Origin of the sequence: uncultured Nostoc sp. (genome assembly GCF_937863485.1) — a bacterium.
In the GTDB taxonomy this organism is placed as follows: domain Bacteria; phylum Cyanobacteriota; class Cyanobacteriia; order Cyanobacteriales; family Nostocaceae; genus Nostoc.
This window is the reverse complement of record NZ_CALMFY010000219.1, coordinates 56,269-71,765: the sequence shown is the minus strand read 5'-3', so window position 1 is coordinate 71,765 and position 15,497 is coordinate 56,269. Positions and strand designations below refer to the sequence as shown.

11 protein-coding genes and 2 pseudogenes are annotated in these 15,497 nt (G+C 39.7%); 4 read left to right on the top strand and 9 right to left on the bottom strand.

Annotation, left to right across the window (positions count from 1 at the left end; translation table 11 throughout):
• Positions 1-85: 85 nt before the first annotated feature.
• From Q0541_RS30415 to Q0541_RS30395, 5 genes are all read right to left on the bottom strand, one after another.
• The gene (locus Q0541_RS30415; RefSeq protein ID WP_298919957.1) at positions 86-856 is read right to left on the bottom strand and encodes a hypothetical protein; all 771 of its coding nucleotides are present in this window, start codon (positions 854-856) and stop codon (positions 86-88) included.
• 359 nt (positions 857-1,215) lie between these two features.
• Positions 1,216-3,966, bottom strand: coding sequence for a GAF domain-containing protein (locus Q0541_RS30410; RefSeq protein ID WP_298919955.1), 2,751 nt, complete (start codon positions 3,964-3,966; stop codon positions 1,216-1,218).
• Positions 3,967-4,521: 555 nt separating this feature from the next.
• Complete coding sequence (locus Q0541_RS30405; protein WP_298919953.1) at positions 4,522-4,992, bottom strand: NADAR domain-containing protein; 471 nt, start codon at positions 4,990-4,992, stop codon at positions 4,522-4,524.
• A gap of 777 nt (positions 4,993-5,769) precedes the next feature.
• Positions 5,770-5,904 (bottom strand): hypothetical protein, encoded by a 135-nt coding sequence (locus Q0541_RS30400; RefSeq protein WP_298919951.1) that lies wholly within the window; start codon positions 5,902-5,904, stop codon positions 5,770-5,772.
• Between the two features lie 98 nt (positions 5,905-6,002).
• The gene (locus Q0541_RS30395) at positions 6,003-6,719 is read right to left on the bottom strand and encodes an ROK family protein (RefSeq protein WP_298919949.1); all 717 of its coding nucleotides are present in this window, start codon (positions 6,717-6,719) and stop codon (positions 6,003-6,005) included.
• A gap of 479 nt (positions 6,720-7,198) precedes the next feature.
• Between Q0541_RS30395 and Q0541_RS30390 the strand changes: the two are divergent.
• Both Q0541_RS30390 and Q0541_RS30385 read left to right on the top strand, forming a co-directional pair.
• Positions 7,199-7,607, top strand: a pseudogene (locus tag Q0541_RS30390) (creatininase family protein).
• Positions 7,608-7,784: 177 nt separating this feature from the next.
• On the top strand, positions 7,785-8,288 hold the full coding sequence (locus Q0541_RS30385) for a 2TM domain-containing protein (protein WP_273767993.1): 504 nt from the start codon (positions 7,785-7,787) through the stop codon (positions 8,286-8,288).
• A 702-nt stretch (positions 8,289-8,990) separates the two neighbouring features.
• Here the strand turns inward: Q0541_RS30385 and Q0541_RS30380 are convergent.
• The 3 genes from Q0541_RS30380 to Q0541_RS30370 all read right to left on the bottom strand — a co-directional run bounded on the left by Q0541_RS30380 (position 8,991) and on the right by Q0541_RS30370 (position 12,745).
• Positions 8,991-10,034, bottom strand: a complete 1,044-nt coding sequence (locus tag Q0541_RS30380) for a 3-deoxy-7-phosphoheptulonate synthase (protein WP_298919946.1) — start codon at positions 10,032-10,034, stop codon at positions 8,991-8,993.
• A 198-nt stretch (positions 10,035-10,232) separates the two neighbouring features.
• Complete coding sequence (locus tag Q0541_RS30375) at positions 10,233-11,891, bottom strand: alpha-amylase family glycosyl hydrolase (RefSeq protein WP_298919943.1); 1,659 nt, start codon at positions 11,889-11,891, stop codon at positions 10,233-10,235.
• A gap of 476 nt (positions 11,892-12,367) precedes the next feature.
• A complete protein-coding gene (locus Q0541_RS30370) occupies positions 12,368-12,745 on the bottom strand; it encodes a DUF1823 family protein (protein WP_273768000.1) in 378 nt (125 codons plus the stop codon).
• A 194-nt stretch (positions 12,746-12,939) separates the two neighbouring features.
• On the opposite strand from Q0541_RS30370, the pseudogene Q0541_RS30365 reads away from it, so the two are divergent.
• Positions 12,940-13,641, top strand: a pseudogene (locus Q0541_RS30365) (ShlB/FhaC/HecB family hemolysin secretion/activation protein); the annotation flags it as partial.
• A 244-nt stretch (positions 13,642-13,885) separates the two neighbouring features.
• Positions 13,886-14,542: a pentapeptide repeat-containing protein gene (locus tag Q0541_RS30360; protein WP_298919940.1), complete on the top strand. Its 657-nt coding sequence runs from the start codon at positions 13,886-13,888 to the stop codon at positions 14,540-14,542.
• 110 nt (positions 14,543-14,652) lie between these two features.
• Here Q0541_RS30360 and Q0541_RS30355 read toward each other — a convergent pair whose 3' ends face one another.
• Complete coding sequence (locus tag Q0541_RS30355; RefSeq protein WP_298919938.1) at positions 14,653-15,432, bottom strand: ABC transporter permease; 780 nt, start codon at positions 15,430-15,432, stop codon at positions 14,653-14,655.
• Positions 15,433-15,497: the final 65 nt, after the last annotated feature.

Below are 15,497 nucleotides of genomic sequence, written 5' to 3'. Positions count from 1 at the left end.
AGAGGGATTTAGGGTGAGGGCAAAAACTACGGTTCTCAACATAGATGAGGTTTAGTTCGATTTTTGGTAAGTAATATTATCTTGCTCAAAAAAACAATTTGAATCGTGCTAGCTGGTTTTCAATGGTTCCTGTGAGGATTTGATTTAGTTCTGTGGTGTCTTGGAATTGCAAAATTTGCTGTGTGGGTAAGTCAAAGGGAAATTGCCCTTCAAACTCTGGGCGTTGCATTTGCGCTAGTAAAATCTGTTCAGACCGCTTACTTTGAATAGCATAGCCAATCTCAATACAGACATTAGGACTGGGAATTAGTTGGGGAGTTTCTTTACCATCAATACTAGCAATGGGCGTGGTGTCAGCGATAAATAACAAACTCTTACGGATTTTTCGCATGATCGTGCGGTTAATCCGTACAGCCGCACCGCTGGGATGAGAGGATTCTACTAATGTTAGGGGAAAGCGCGATCGCTTGTTTAAACTGTCCAAACTTTTTCGCAGTTCTTCTCTTAAAACATTTGTCGCTGCGGCATACTCAGTTTGATAGCACAAAAAAATCGTTGGTTCTAACTGAGCTAACACCGCCTGCTTGGTGAAATAAATTTCATGACTAATTAAGTCAATGTTAGCTACGCAATAGCCACCACTACCTTCAATATAAAATTCAATATTTTCCCCTTCTAGATAGCGTCCAAACCAAGTTGATTCCTTAACTTCGTCGCTTTCTTCCAAAAAGTCTGCTCGCAATGCTGATTTCAACAGGCTTTTTTTGCTTAAGCGAATGTCTGGCGGACGTTTTTCCAGTTCTGGAATCGGCTCATAATCCTGTAGATACCACGCTCTGAGCGCAATAATTGACATAAGGCGCTATTTAAACTATTTCTCACTATTCAACTTCGTATAATCTTACACCCAGAGGAGACCTTATCTCAGACTTCTCTTTAAACACAACAACACCCAAATCTCTAATTGCTGAACTATTTCCTCCTCTTCTTTATTCTATCCAGGGATGTACTCACTTTCATCGCTTCTGTAAATAAGGAATGAAAATTAGTTACGGCGTCCCCTAATCTTCCATATTTGAGGAAATAGCAGTTTTCGCGTTGAGTACAGAGAACTTTTGTTAGTTTACTGGTATGTCTGATTGATATAAAAAGCAAATTTTTAAAAGACTCCATTGTACCATGAATTATTTATGCAAGAAGTCTATTGATTTTGGCTTAAGGCTTGACGGGAATTTCAATCCAGAATTCTGTACCTTTGCCAGGTTCTGAAATACACTCCATCATTCCACCATGTTTTTCGACAATAATTTGATAGCTGATTGCCAGTCCCAATCCTGTACCCTTGCCCACAGGTTTGGTAGTGTAAAACGGGTCAAAAATTCGCTTTTTCACCTCTTGAGTCATTCCGGGGCCATTGTCACAAATACGAATCAATAGACGAGAGTTGTCTACTGAGATTTTAGTGGAAATATAAATAGTCAGTATTGGGCATGAGGTATTCCTTTTGTCTACCTTGTCCTTAGTCTTCAGTTCCCCAGTCCTTAGTCTCCAGTCCTCAGCCCCCATTATCAGGGCATCTATGGCATTGCTGAAAATATTCATGAATACCTGATTCATTTGGCCGGCATAGCATTCCACTCTGGGGATGTTGCCATAGTCTTTAATTACCTGAATACCTGGAAATTCAGCATTTGCTTTCAGCCGATGTTGCAAAATTAATAAGGTGTTGTCAATGCCTTCATGCAAGTCAACACGCTTGTTTTCAGCCTCATCCAAGCGAGAAAAATTTCGTAACGATAGCACTATTGAGCGAATGCGCTCGGTTCCTACTTGCATTGAGGTCATGATTTTCGGGAGGTCTTCTACCAAAAATTCAAAATCGATCGCTTTGATCGCAACGTGAATTTCACTATGCGGGAGGGGATAATGTAACTGGTAGAGGCGTAAAATTTCTAGCAGTTGTTCGGTGTAGTCACTAGCGTGGCACAGGTTACCGTAGATAAAGTTAACGGGGTTGTTGATTTCGTGGGCGACACCCGCTACCAACTGTCCTAGACCAGACATTTTTTCGGTGTGAATCAATTTTGTCTGTGTTTCTTGGAGTTCATGTAGGGTATGCTCTAAATGTGCAGCTTGATTTCTAGCTTCAGTTTCGGCATCACAGGTTTGTTGGTAGAGTTCTGCTTGTTGAATGGCGATCGCAGCCTGATCTCCTAGCTGTTGCAATAAATCAATTTCTGCATCCTGCCAATTTCTGGGAGCCTTACACTCATGGGCAATTAGTAACCCCCATAGTTTCATACCCATATTTATCGGAACTATTAAGTTTGCTTGCACTTGCAGACTCTGCAAAAACTCTTGATGACAATTACTTAAAGAAGCAGTTGAAACATTGTTAATTGCCCTTACCTTGCCCTGAAAGTATGGACGGGTATACTCATCAGGAAAGCATCCCGGTGGTGGATTCACTCCCAAAGTTGACTGCCAATTACCATTGATCTCTTCCACAATCACCGATCTACTCTGAAGTTGGAAAATCAGCACCCGGTCTGAGTTTAGCAGGGGACGGACTTCCCGAACGATGGATTGCAGGGTTGTCTGCAAGTCCAATGTGCGGCGAATCTGCTCTGTGACTTGCTTGAGTACTTTGGTAAGCAGTAATGATTTTTCGAGTTCAGCCGTTTGCTCTTGCACCCGCAGTTCTAGGTTGAGATTCAGCGCTTGTTCCTGTTTATACATTTGCTGCTGTTGAATTGCCATTGAAAAATGATCGTACAAGGCTTGCGCCAATAAGATTTCTTCCGGTTTCCACTCAGCTGCTTGCCCCTTTTTTTGCTCTCGCCAAACCTCAAAGGAAAGCTGGGGTAAAAGTTGTCGCCGATTTTGTTCACATATTCCCGCCCACAAGATTTCCGTTTCAAATTCCGAGCGAAAAATGCTTAATACACCGATAAATTTTTCGCGGTAATGTAAGGGAATCACCATGAGTCCGCGAATTTGAGTAGAACGGAATGCTAAAGCCAAAACTCGCAAACGTGGTTCTTTATAGAGGTCAACAGTTGTCCAAATATTACCTGGTTTCCACTCAGCCATCCAGTTTTGCCACATAGGATGCTGTTCGATAATACTGTTGTCTAACTCGTAGGGGAGTGTAGGTTGTTCGCCCCAGGTGTATAGTTCCCGACTCTGTTCAATGTAAAGCCTGCCACCGACTCCAGCGAAGGCAGTAATAACTTCTTCTAGCGATCGCTGCAATTGGATTAGCGGTAGTTTATGCAATAGTGTAGTAACTCGGTTAATAGTAACTTCTCGCTCTTGCTTGGCGAGGGTTTCAGTGAGTAGATTACTTTGAGCGATCGCGATCGCTACCTGATCGGCAACTTGCTGCGATACTTTTAGTTCCCGCTTCAAAATCTTTCGCGGTTCACTATGGTGAGATACCAACAATCCCCACAATTTAGGCTTTGCCGATTGTTCTTGTGGGTCGCAATGTAAAATTGGTACTACCAAAGAAGACTGCACGCCCATTGCCTTTAAGTATTGAATATGGCACGGGTCTACCTGCCGATAGTAGATATTAGTTTGTAGGGGTTTGCCAGTTTCTTTTGATTGTAGAGGCGATAACCCGATCTTCTCGTTTGCCACATCGACAATCGAACGTTGTCCCACTGACAAAAACATCTCTCTGGCCGCTTCAGGAATATCATGAACTGGGAAGTGCAATCCCAATAACGATGGCAGACGCTGGTCATGAATAGATTCAGTAATAACTTCACCATTACCATTAGCATCAAAGCGATACACCATTACTCGATCTGAACGCAAAAATAAACGTACTTCAGTAACGGTAGTCGTTAATATTTCTTGCAGGTCGAGCGATCGCCTGATCTGGTTTATCATCCGATGCAGTAAATTTTCTTGGTCTAAGTTTTGCTGCAAACCTTTTGGTTTATCGGTAAATGTCATTGCCTATATACACCATGACTGAAGTATAATTTTTTTTATAATTGTCTTTGATAAAAATTTTCAACTTACAATGCCTTGATTTTCATCCAATTTTAAGAAATTCCTGCTACAAATGCGTTGCTTGGGGCGTACATTTGTTGCAAATATTTTTGGAAATGGATTATGAGTATATTTGAAAAGTATCAGATATTTTGCTTGATACCCGTAGCCTTCTAAAATTTATTTAAGTAAATCTTAAAACGCTTGCTTTATCAGTAAAGACTTTTCAAACATTTCTCAAGTCTAAAGTTAATAAATTTTAATCATTGTCATCTATTAATTTTATATTCTAAAACATGAAGTTATGTCAGCAATTACACTTAAATTTATGCCTTAATAATTTCCTGAAATTAAAAATATTTTTTGACGATTTTTGCCCATTAATTCAATTAATTAAGATTTTTTCAAATAAACAACTAAATTATTGGCAACTTTTTCAAATATTTTTGGCTGGGGAATTTTACTATTCCCCGTATAATTGCTGATTTTATGTTAAATGCAATTATTTTGATGAAATTATTCGTAAATTACCGTTAAAGATAGTAACTTACGGATTTCTTCACGCACACTCATGAGAGTTTTACCGAGATGGTTTTGACCTGTTTTATTAGCACCACAGCCCCAAAAAGAATCGGTTGGGGAGTTTTCAACCAAAATCTCATCACCTGTGTTCAGGAGAACTTCTCTAATATCAAGATGAGTGAGAAACTTTTTAAGTACAGCTTCTCGCATAATTTGAGTTTTCACCAAATCCCAGTCTCGACGGAATTGGCGAGTGTTACATCTTCCCAAAGCGGCAGCTTCTTCTGGGGTGGCGGCGGCATGAATGAGGGGTATAATTGCCGCATCTGTGCTGCCGACAAACTTTTGCGCTTGATAATAATGCTCAACCGTTGGCCAGTAAGTACCCTGGATATAGATTCTATGAAGAGAAAAGTTAGAAAAACAGCCATAAGGCTGCCAAACCTTATAAAAGTAAATAGTCATTTGAAAATTGCTCTTTTATATATCAACTTCAGGGTAGCTGAAAGATCGATCGCACTCGCAACCCAAAACCGAACTTATCAAACAGATTTTCTCTCAGTTCATATGATTGGGGATTCTTCCCAACGACTTATAAAGATTATCAAACTTCAGGGTAATTGAAACTTTATCAGATTTGAAAACCCCTCATTTGTATGAAGCGTTTATAACATCATACTACGGGAATTATTTTACACAATACTTGGAACAACAAGTTTACTACTTTGCTCATGAGCTTACCCTGGATGTGCTTACCACCTAGCAGCTTCTCGCCTTGCTCATTAACTGTCTTCTTGAGTGAGTCGCAGTGGTAAATCAATTCTTTAGTCAGTTCGTTTTCTGGTAGCCTTCCAGTTTCCACGGCGGTTAGGACATACTGCCACAGACTGCTCTGGCTAAGTTAATCCAACCTGCCGATGAACTGCAAAGATAATCATTATTACTGCTATTGCTGGAAGATCGACAGGAAGATTAAGCATCGGCACATCACCCGAGGGAATGTGCGATCGCAATTGGCGCAGCACAGGAAGCAGGAGGTGGAGATTGCGATCGCATGGTTATTTGTTGAAATCACTTTCAGCCTATCTGCTCAGTTGTGATTTGTCACAAGTTCGGGTAGATTTCATCCATGCCTGGTTCGCTAAACTCGGAGAGTGCCTAAGCCTTGATCTCTTGATGGTCATACTCCCCATGCTGCAAGTCAAAAAAGATTTCGAGAAAGCAGAAAATAGAGTTTGGCGTTCATAAAGCGTTGATCGCTCTCCTAACGCGATCGCTGTCAATTTCCACATAGCGCTTTAGGAATTTGAAATCTTGATCGCCCGTAATTTGCTTGATTGTATAAAGGTCTGTCCCGTTCTGGTGCAATTTGATCATAAAGCTCCTGCGAGTGCTATGGGTGCTAATACCCTTTGCAACCAATCCAGCCCGCCCTTAGCGCTTAGTACGCCCAGTTGTAGCTACTGAAAAACTTTTTACCTTTTCTCATCTCGCCACAAAGCAATACCGCCTAATAAACCAGTGATATTGGGGATGAGTTTCACATTTAACGGTAGCTGGAAATTCACTCTCACGGCTTCACCACCGCCAATGTAAAGGTAATCATAATTGAACAGATGTTGCAAAGATGCGATCGCTTTTTCTAAACGCCTGTTCCATCTTTTCTCACCAATTTTTTCTAACTCTGCACGCCCCAACTGTTGCTCAAAAGTCTCTCCTTTGCGAAACGGATGATGCCCCATTTCCATATTCGGTACCAGCTTACCATCCATAAATAAAGCCGAACCAAACCCCGTACCCAGAGTAATCACCAATTCTACACCTTTACCTGCGATCGCTCCAAACCCCTGCATATCTGCATCATTAATCACCCGCACAGGCTTATTTAAATGTTTTAATAATGCTGTTTCCAAATCAAATCCGATCCAATCTGGATGTAAGTTTACCGCTGTTTCCGTGACTCCAGACCGCACCACACCAGGAAAACCAACCGAAACGCGATGAAATTCACCTTGAGCCGCTGCTAACACAACAATTGCATTAATTACAACATCTGGTGTAGCAGGCTGGGGTGTATCTAAACGTGCCCTTTCCGTGACAGGATTCCCCGTTATATCTAAAACCATAGCCTTAACGCCACTACCGCCAATATCAACCGATAGGGTACGAATCGATCCATTTTCTTCAACCATTAACTTAAGTCCTTGTTATTAGTCCCTATTTGGTTATTATCCTCTGCCGCATCTTGATTAGACTGGATATAGCTAGAGTTCTTCACATAGGGATTTACAAGCGATCGCTCCCAATCTCCCAATTTACACATAGGAAAAAATCCGGCTTGCTTTGGGCGGGGTTATACAGCAGTTTTCTTTTGCATGAAGTACAAAGCTACGGGTTTTAAGGCAGTCCGGCTTGAGGTGAGGCAGCCCCCGTCTTCTCTACGAGACGCTCCGCGAAGGCGGTTCTTGTTGATAGCGCAGCGTAAAGCCTGCGGCATGGCAACTCTTAGAGACGCTCTTGCGTTCGCTTAGAGCGAGTCTTCTCCCAACGGGAGACGCTAAGAGTCAGCCCTTTTGGGGAAGTCAAAAGTCACTCATTCAAAAGTCAAAAGTAACAAATCTTGTTTCTTGTATCAATCCCGTTAAGATAAAAATGGCGTAATCCAAGTAATATGCACAGTTTCATTCCTCTAGAACGCTTTTTTCCCTACCTCACCTGGACTGACATCCAGGCAATGCCATATAAGGAAAATGTGGTAATCATCCAGCCTATGGGGGCAACTTGAATAACATGGCCCTTATCTGCGGTTAATTGTAGATGCTGAAACTAGCATTATGTTATCGATTTTGCCAGAACAAGTGAAGCTAGAGAAAACTGTTGCAGAGTATCCCCCAGAACAGTCAGAAATTAGTTTACTGAGTTGGGAAGGTAAGTTACCTGTGGCTTGGGTGACGCGAGATATCAGTAAAAGTGAAGTGATTGGCGACGCCACAACCGCAACTAAAGAAAAAGGCGATCGCATCCTCAAATCTGTCCCTAACGGTTGGGTACAAGTTATTAAAGATATTTATGGCTATTGACAACCAAAAGTGCAGGAGCGATAGACGCATTTTACTCAAAGTTAAAAATACAATACATTAGACGCGCGACAACATCCAGATTTGCTAATGTAGAGATAATGGAAATAGTACTGGCGTAGCTGCTTAAAATCTATTGGGTAGCAAATTTCTATCAAAACTAATATAAGCGAAAGAATTATGACAGCGTTTGAACCTCAAAGCATCCGCTCTTATAGCCAAGAAGATGTCCAACAGATTCTGCACTTAGCGATCGCTCGTCAAGCTAATGACAAGGATACAGAATTTTCTTATGAGCAGATATTAGAAATTGCTGCTGAGTTAGAAATTTCACCTGATTCTTTAAAATTAGCCCAACATGATTGGTTAGTACAACAAGGTCAAGTCCAACAGCGAAACGCTTTTGACGCCTACCGCATCAGAAGATTTCAGAAGCGTCTAGGGAATTACGCGATTTTAAATGGTTTTTTTATACTGTTAGATTTAATCACTGGTGGCGGAATTTCTTGGTCGCTGTACATTTTACTATTCTGCGGATTGCCTGTAGGGCTGGATGTTTGGAATACCTTTCAAATCAAAGGCGAAGAGTATGAAATGGCATTCCAGAAATGGAGTCGTAAGCATCAGATTAAGAAAACCATCAGTACAGTTTTAAATAAGTGGTTTAAGGCATTACAAGCTTAATAGATTTGCTTGCGTAAGCGTACCCACACGGAGAATCGAGTTACGCGTAGCATCTCGTAAACAAGCTCGTCGTAGACATCGCTAATTCAAAAAAAAACCACAGTAGAATTCGGGGTCATATTTACCGGAATATTTGTTGTGTAACACCACTGAAAGAAAATCTGGATAAACACAGGAATTATTAAGATTAATATTGATGTTACAGTAGTTATCGATTGGATGAGAACACCAACATTCTTATACAAAGCATAGGAACCAGAGAAACGAGATAACAATTGGAAATCGAGCTTTTTTCGACTTATGTGTACACCCTAATACCGCAAGGCGGAAGTCAAAAGGAGCCAGTGCATTGGGCGGCTCTGCCGACTTGAAGCAACTGGCGTTCAAAAGTCAAAAGTCAAAAGAAATACAACGTAAACGTTTCGTTGATTTAAAATGGGTTGTTTATTTGCGCTGCGTTGTACTAGGTCCGCTTGCTTTTAGGGAAGACAAAGCGTAGCTTTGGTGGAGTGAGGTTCTTCAGGTTTAATAAGTAATCAAGCAGACATGATATAAAATTCTTGTTTATTTCTCTTAAGAGGAATGCAAGTTATTAGCCTTGAAATAGAAACGAAGCGGGGATTGTCATACATTGAGTAATGACAAGCCCTACTAGCGTTGGGAAGTAAGATTCAAAGCCTCTGAAAACCTCCGCTATGGTATTTACTTAAGTTTTTCGTGAGCAGCCAAAATAATTTTTTCGGTTTCTTCCCAGCCAATGCATTTATCAGTTACAGAAATACCATATTTTAATTCTTCTTGTTTACCAGTAATTGATTGACTACCTTCATACAAATGGGATTCCAACATCATGCCAACTATTGATGTATTACCATCCACTATTTGCTGAATAATATTTTCTAAGACAATACCTTGTAATTTGTAATCTTTATTGGTATTGCCGTGGCTACAGTCAATCACAATTCTCGGTGGTAAATTTGCCTGTTTTAATTTCTCTTCTACCAGTTTGACATTTGCTGGATCAAAGTTGGGCTGAGTACCACCCCTTAAAATTACGTGACCGTAGGCATTACCTTTAGTTTGAAATACGCTGACCTGTCCGTTTTGATTAATTCCCAGAAAATTATGCGGGTTTCTAGCTGATTGTAGGGCATTCAAAGCTACTTGAATATTACCGTCAGTACCGTTTTTAAAACCTACAGGCATCGAAAGCCCACTTGCCATTTCGCGGTGAGTTTGTGATTCGGTCGTGCGTGCTCCAATGGCAGACCATGTAATCAGTTCACTAATGTATTGAGGAATGATTGGATCTAGTGCTTCTGTGCCAGCAGGTAATCCTAATTCTGTAATTTTTAATAACAGGTTCCGGGCAATTAACAAACCATTTTCTACATGGAAAGAATCATCCATATCTGGATCATTAATTAATCCTTTCCAGCCTACAGTTGTTCTTGGTTTTTCAAAGTACACTCGCATAACTAGTAGCAAGTTATCCTTAACTCGCTCGGCCAATATTTTCAATCTCTCAGAATATTCGAGCGCTGCTTTTGGATCGTGGATTGAGCATGGGCCAACTACTATAAATTTTCTGCGATCCTGAAAATCCAGGATATGTTCTATTTCCTGTCTAGATGCTAAAACTCTTTGTTCAGCTAATTGTGTTAAAGGTAATTTTGATTTGACTTCATTGGGAGTTAATAAAATGCGATCGTTCTCGATATTACTATTAAATAATTTGTTGTGCATGGGGATGATTTGGCAATTTTATATCCGCACTTCAACTCAAAAGTGTAACACAAACCGATGATATTTTAAAATAGCCTGTTTTCTGCTTGACAAATTTCTAATTAAACTGTACATGAGTAAGATAATAACTGAAAAAGGGGAAAAATGTTTCCCCTTTTCTTTATTATTGGACTACTGACTCAGCAGTAGTGTATATCATTACTGCCATACAAACACTTTGGCTTCGTATGGTCCCAAATCAGCTACGATGCCATCGTCACCAGCTTCGACATCATAATTCCCTGTCCATTCGTGCCATGTACCACCGCTTGCTAAATTAGGAACATGATAATCACCTAGAAAGTTTTCTGAAAAATTAGCTACCACGACTACACGAGAACCTTCATCATTCCAACGAGTATAAGCTAATACTTTTGCCTCTGGATTTTCGTGGATAAAATCAATATTTTCTGTGTAGAGGGCATGATTATTTTTACGCAGGTTGGTTAAGCCTTTGTATGATTCAAATAAACCACGATTTAAATCATTACCTAACAGCGTCCAATCAATTTTGGATGATTCAGGTTGTTTAGGTTTATACTCGCCAAATTCCTCTCCCATCCAAATCAAAGGTACACCAACAGCAGTCATCAGGATGGCTACTCCTAATTTAGCCCGCCTAAAGGCATCTTCGTCAAAAATCTCACGGTTCCCCAATTCAACCATGAGATGGTTATGGTCGTGGTTGGTGAGGTAATTTACCACATTAATGGTACCCAAGAAGCCTTGGCGCTTGCAGTCAATGACATCTTTGAGACGCTCTAAATCAAATGTATCACCGCAGATATGTTCTAAAATGCAGTGATAGAAACTATCATGCCAGCAACCATCCATTGGCCCATCTACATTGGTAATGCTGGTAGTTTCAGGAATGTATTCGGCAACGTTGTAAAAAGGCTTCATGCTAGCAGTTTTTTTGGCTTCTTGAACAATCCAGTGCATGAAGTCGTAGTTAGCAATTTGCCGCGCTGCATCATAGCGAATACCATCAAGATGATATTCCCCAATCCAAAAACGGATTGTATCACCAATAAATTTCCACGCAGGATGAATATCTAATTTTTCGTCATAATGTTCATAATTAAACTCAGGCCCCCAGTTATTACCAGGGTCACGGGGAGAGTGATGATACCAATAATCGTGGTCAATTTGTGTTAAAGGAGCAGATGCTTCTGAGTGGTTATAAATACCGTCAAGAATCACACGAATACCTTTGCCATGACACTCATCAATCAATTTTTTCAATCCCGCAGTAGAACCATAACTAGATTCTGTAGCAAAGAAGTGGCGAGGATTATAACCCCAACTATAATCACCAGGATATTCTTTAAGTGGCATCAACTCAATAGCGTTGATTCCGAGTTCACATAGATAATCTAACTTTTCAATAACGTGTTTGTACTTGCCTCGTGCATAAGGGTCATCCTCGCCACCAGAAAAGTCACCGACATGCAATTCATAAATTACCAATTCATGGTCAGCAGGTAAAGGTTTATCATCATGTTGCCAAATATAAGTATCGGTAATCCTTTTACCATCTTTTACCTGGATAACACCATCATCTTTTCCACTTTGTTCATCTATATCAGTTGCATAGGGGTCTGTGACATCAACCCATTGTTCTGGTTCCAAAAACCATGAATTTGACTGGATGCGAAATTTATATTTATAAATGCCGTCTTCTAGTTCAACACTTGTACGAAAATAACCATCATCACCTTTTTCCATTGGAATTTCTTGCCAATCAGAAAAAGAACCAATTAATGCGGCTCCTTTGTTGTAAGGTGCAAATAAATTAAATTCAATTGGCTTTGCCATAAAAGTGTTTGTAATATCAATGGTTGATAATAATATTTTCTGATGCTCAATTGAATTTGCAAATAGCTCTAGAGAAAGAATTATATAATTAGTGCTTCTATCTTCAGGAATAATTGATAAATATTTTATAAAATTAACTATTGATTGGCAAATTTTGACTGTTTAGAGCATTTATTTTTTGATTAATATTCAAATTTACTTACTGCAATTTGGTTTAATATACTAGGAAAATTTAAATATTATTGTATCCAGTTACAACGTTTTGTTAAAAAAATTAATAGTTTTTTATTAAGTTATAAAATAGCCGATATTTGGCAATAAAAATAATATTGGTAATAATAAGATTTTTTTTAATAAAGCAATCTGATTTAATTTGTGCTCATTGCAAACCATAGATCCCCGACAACTTTTACGAAGTCAGGGATCTTGTTTATCAGAAATGATTTAGGATTGCTAAAAATATCTGCTACATGAGATTACTCAATTTTGCCGTTAGTTTGTTGCAGATAACTTAACAACCAATTCGCCGCCGTTGCCCTGCGAGTTTGTCGAGGCCCAAATTCACCAATTTTGTAACCTTTGAAACCCAGTTTTTCTTTTAGCATTTGTTTATTTTCAGCAGGAATGGAACGAGTCAACTTGACTGTTGCAGGGCGAGATTCAATGAAATCTGGTGGTTGTGGGTACTCATCTTGCCATTCTGGTGCAACTTGGCTAGTGTCCCATTGTGCAGTTGAAGAATCATAGCGATAGCCTAAATAATGCCATAGCAACTGGTTGACTGTGGCATCATCAAGTTTCTCGTCAAGAATTGCCCAAATTGTTTCTGTATTCAGTGATGGTAGGTTAGACATAAGCAATTCCAAATTCAAAGTTGAAAAACTGATTAGTAATTAAAATAAATCGTAATTCGTAAATAGGGGATTTGTTCCAAAATATAGTCGGTGGCAAGCAGAAATAAGGTGATTAAGAGTGGGATAATTGCGATCGCCAAGAGTTGTGCGGGGCGGAGCATGAAGCAAAAAATCTTTTATCTAAAATTCGTAGTCAAACTTTTCTCTTCGATAACCTTGCAACCCGCTTTGGTATTGGCCCTGACGCCAATGGAGTTAGCCGTACCAGTGTAATTAAATTTGGTCAAGACTATAAGCGCGAACCTCAAAGAGCTTGGTTTTTGCGTAGGCGTAGTCCGCCGCAGGCATCGCAATTTAGTTTTGGTATTGACATATTAGATGCAACTATCAACAATCACCCCATCCCTGATGGTCGCTTTTTCAGTTAGTTGGGTGAAGTACAGCGCGTGCAGCAACTTAGCAGCGATCATCTATTGCTCATCCAAGCAGACTTGCAGCTAACACCAGATAGCCTTTTACCTTCCCAGCAATTCGTCATTGGCGGTGGACAGTCTGTAAGGGGATATCGCCAAAATACCCGCTCTGGAGATAATGGATTTCGTGTAATGATCGAAGATCGGATCACAGTGCAGCGCAATGAATCTGGATTATCCACGATTCAACTCGCGCCATTTCTCGACATAGGAGCCGTCTGGAATAAGTCTAATAGTCCCAATCCGCTACCCGAGCAAACTTTTCTGCTGGGGGCAGACTTAGGATTATTGTGGAATCAGGCAATGAGAATTGATAATCTATATTTGCGGCTCGATTATGGATTTCCATTTATCGATCTGAGCGATCGCGGTAATAATGCCCAGGCTGATGGTTTTTACTTTAGCCTTCGCTATCAACCTTAGTAAAGTGGTGCATTAGTCTTCAGCGTAACCCACCCTACCAACTTGACTTATCAATGTTTCCTGACCTATGTCAGCATTTTTTGTTTTAAAAACCACTTCAAAAGCGTATTTTCAGGTTATTGGCGATTTTTTAGGAATTTATTTTTGATTATTTACTGAGCTGATCTCCATTTGAGGTGTACTCTCAATATACAGTAACTATCTACTCGAACTTTGAGATAAATTACACCCAGAGGTGAATACCATGAAAAATTATGCAGATAAGCAGGAATTTATATTAAGTCAAATTACAAATAAATATTTTCAGCGCCGAGATTTCAGTGGATGTGACTTAAGTGGAATCGACCTGAAAGGAATTGATTTAAGTGGTGTTAACTTCATAGGAGCGGATTTGCGTGATGCAAATCTGTGTGGCTGTGTCCTCACTCGTGCTAATTTAAGTGGCGCAAATTTGATGCAAGCTAGCTTGCGTGAAGCTAATTTGTATGAAGCATCTTTGTGTGAAGCTAATTTGATTAATGCTGATTTAACACGAGCAAATTTGTGCGGAACTTTCTTATGGCGGGCAAAATTCACAAATAGTAATCTTTGGGGTGCTTCTTTGTGTGATGTAGATTTGAGAGAAGCAGACCTAAGTGAAGCCAAATTAATTGAAGCATCACTGATTGAAGCTAACTTAGTTAGAGCAAATCTCACAGGAGCAAAGCTATGTGGAGCAAAATTACTAGAAGCTAATTTAACTGAGGCCAACTTAACTGGTGCAGACCTGACATGGGCAAATTTAACCAAGGCAAACTTGAGTAAGGCAAACCTTTGGGAAACAAACCTGATTTATGCGAAGTTCCGAAATACTATCATGCCTGATGGCACAATTAAGCAGCCTCAGATAGTGATTTATTAAAAGAGTTAGGAGTGATTCAATTTTAGATTTTAGATTTTTCCTTCAATTTAAAATCTAAAATTAGCAGAGTTAGGAGAGAATAACTTTCTATTTGTTCTTCTGCCCAATGACTAAAATTCGCGTTGTGAAAAGATAAAAATAGCGATCGCTAACAACATGGCACTATAAAGTAAGCCATAGCCAGCATTCATAATCAGTGCAGTTGTATCAGGTAGTGCTTGCAGACCATAAACAGCATCATTTTTCAAATCTAATCGAGATAAATCTGGTAAGATGAGAAACAAACCTTGAGTTAGACGTTCCATACCAGGGTTGTGACTAAGACGACCAAGTTGTACTAAATCTTGAGTAATATTTCCGATTAAATATACTGCAAAGGTTAAAATAGTCGCTAGCAAAGAAGCAGTAAAAACACCAAAGGTAATAGCTATAGCAGTGATTAATGATAACTGCAAAAATAAGAAAATTGCCGCAATTAGAATGCTCACCGTTGGATGAGGAATGTTACCAAATTGCAGAAATATCAGATAAATTGCTGTCATCGTGGCGATAAGTACAGCTAGTACTGCGGATAAACCCAAGTATTTGCCGACGATAATTTCGCTGCGGCTGACAGGTTTAGCAATTAACATTAAGACAGTGCGTTTTTCAATTTCTTTATTAACCAGTCCCGTACCAACAAATATCGTCACAATTAACCCGATGGCATTCATCGCCGCCATCCCAAAGTCTAAAAACATTTTGTCTTCAGTCGTAGCCGCAAATTCAGGAAGGACGCGGAAAGCAGTGGCAAGTATTAAGGCATAAAAACCAATAATATATAGGATGCGATCGCGTACCACTTCCTGAAACACATTCTTTGCCAATACAAAAATTCTGTTAATAGTCATTTATCATTTTTCCCTCATCTTCTCATCTCCCTCACCGAAGTTTAGATTTTAAATTTTGGATAATG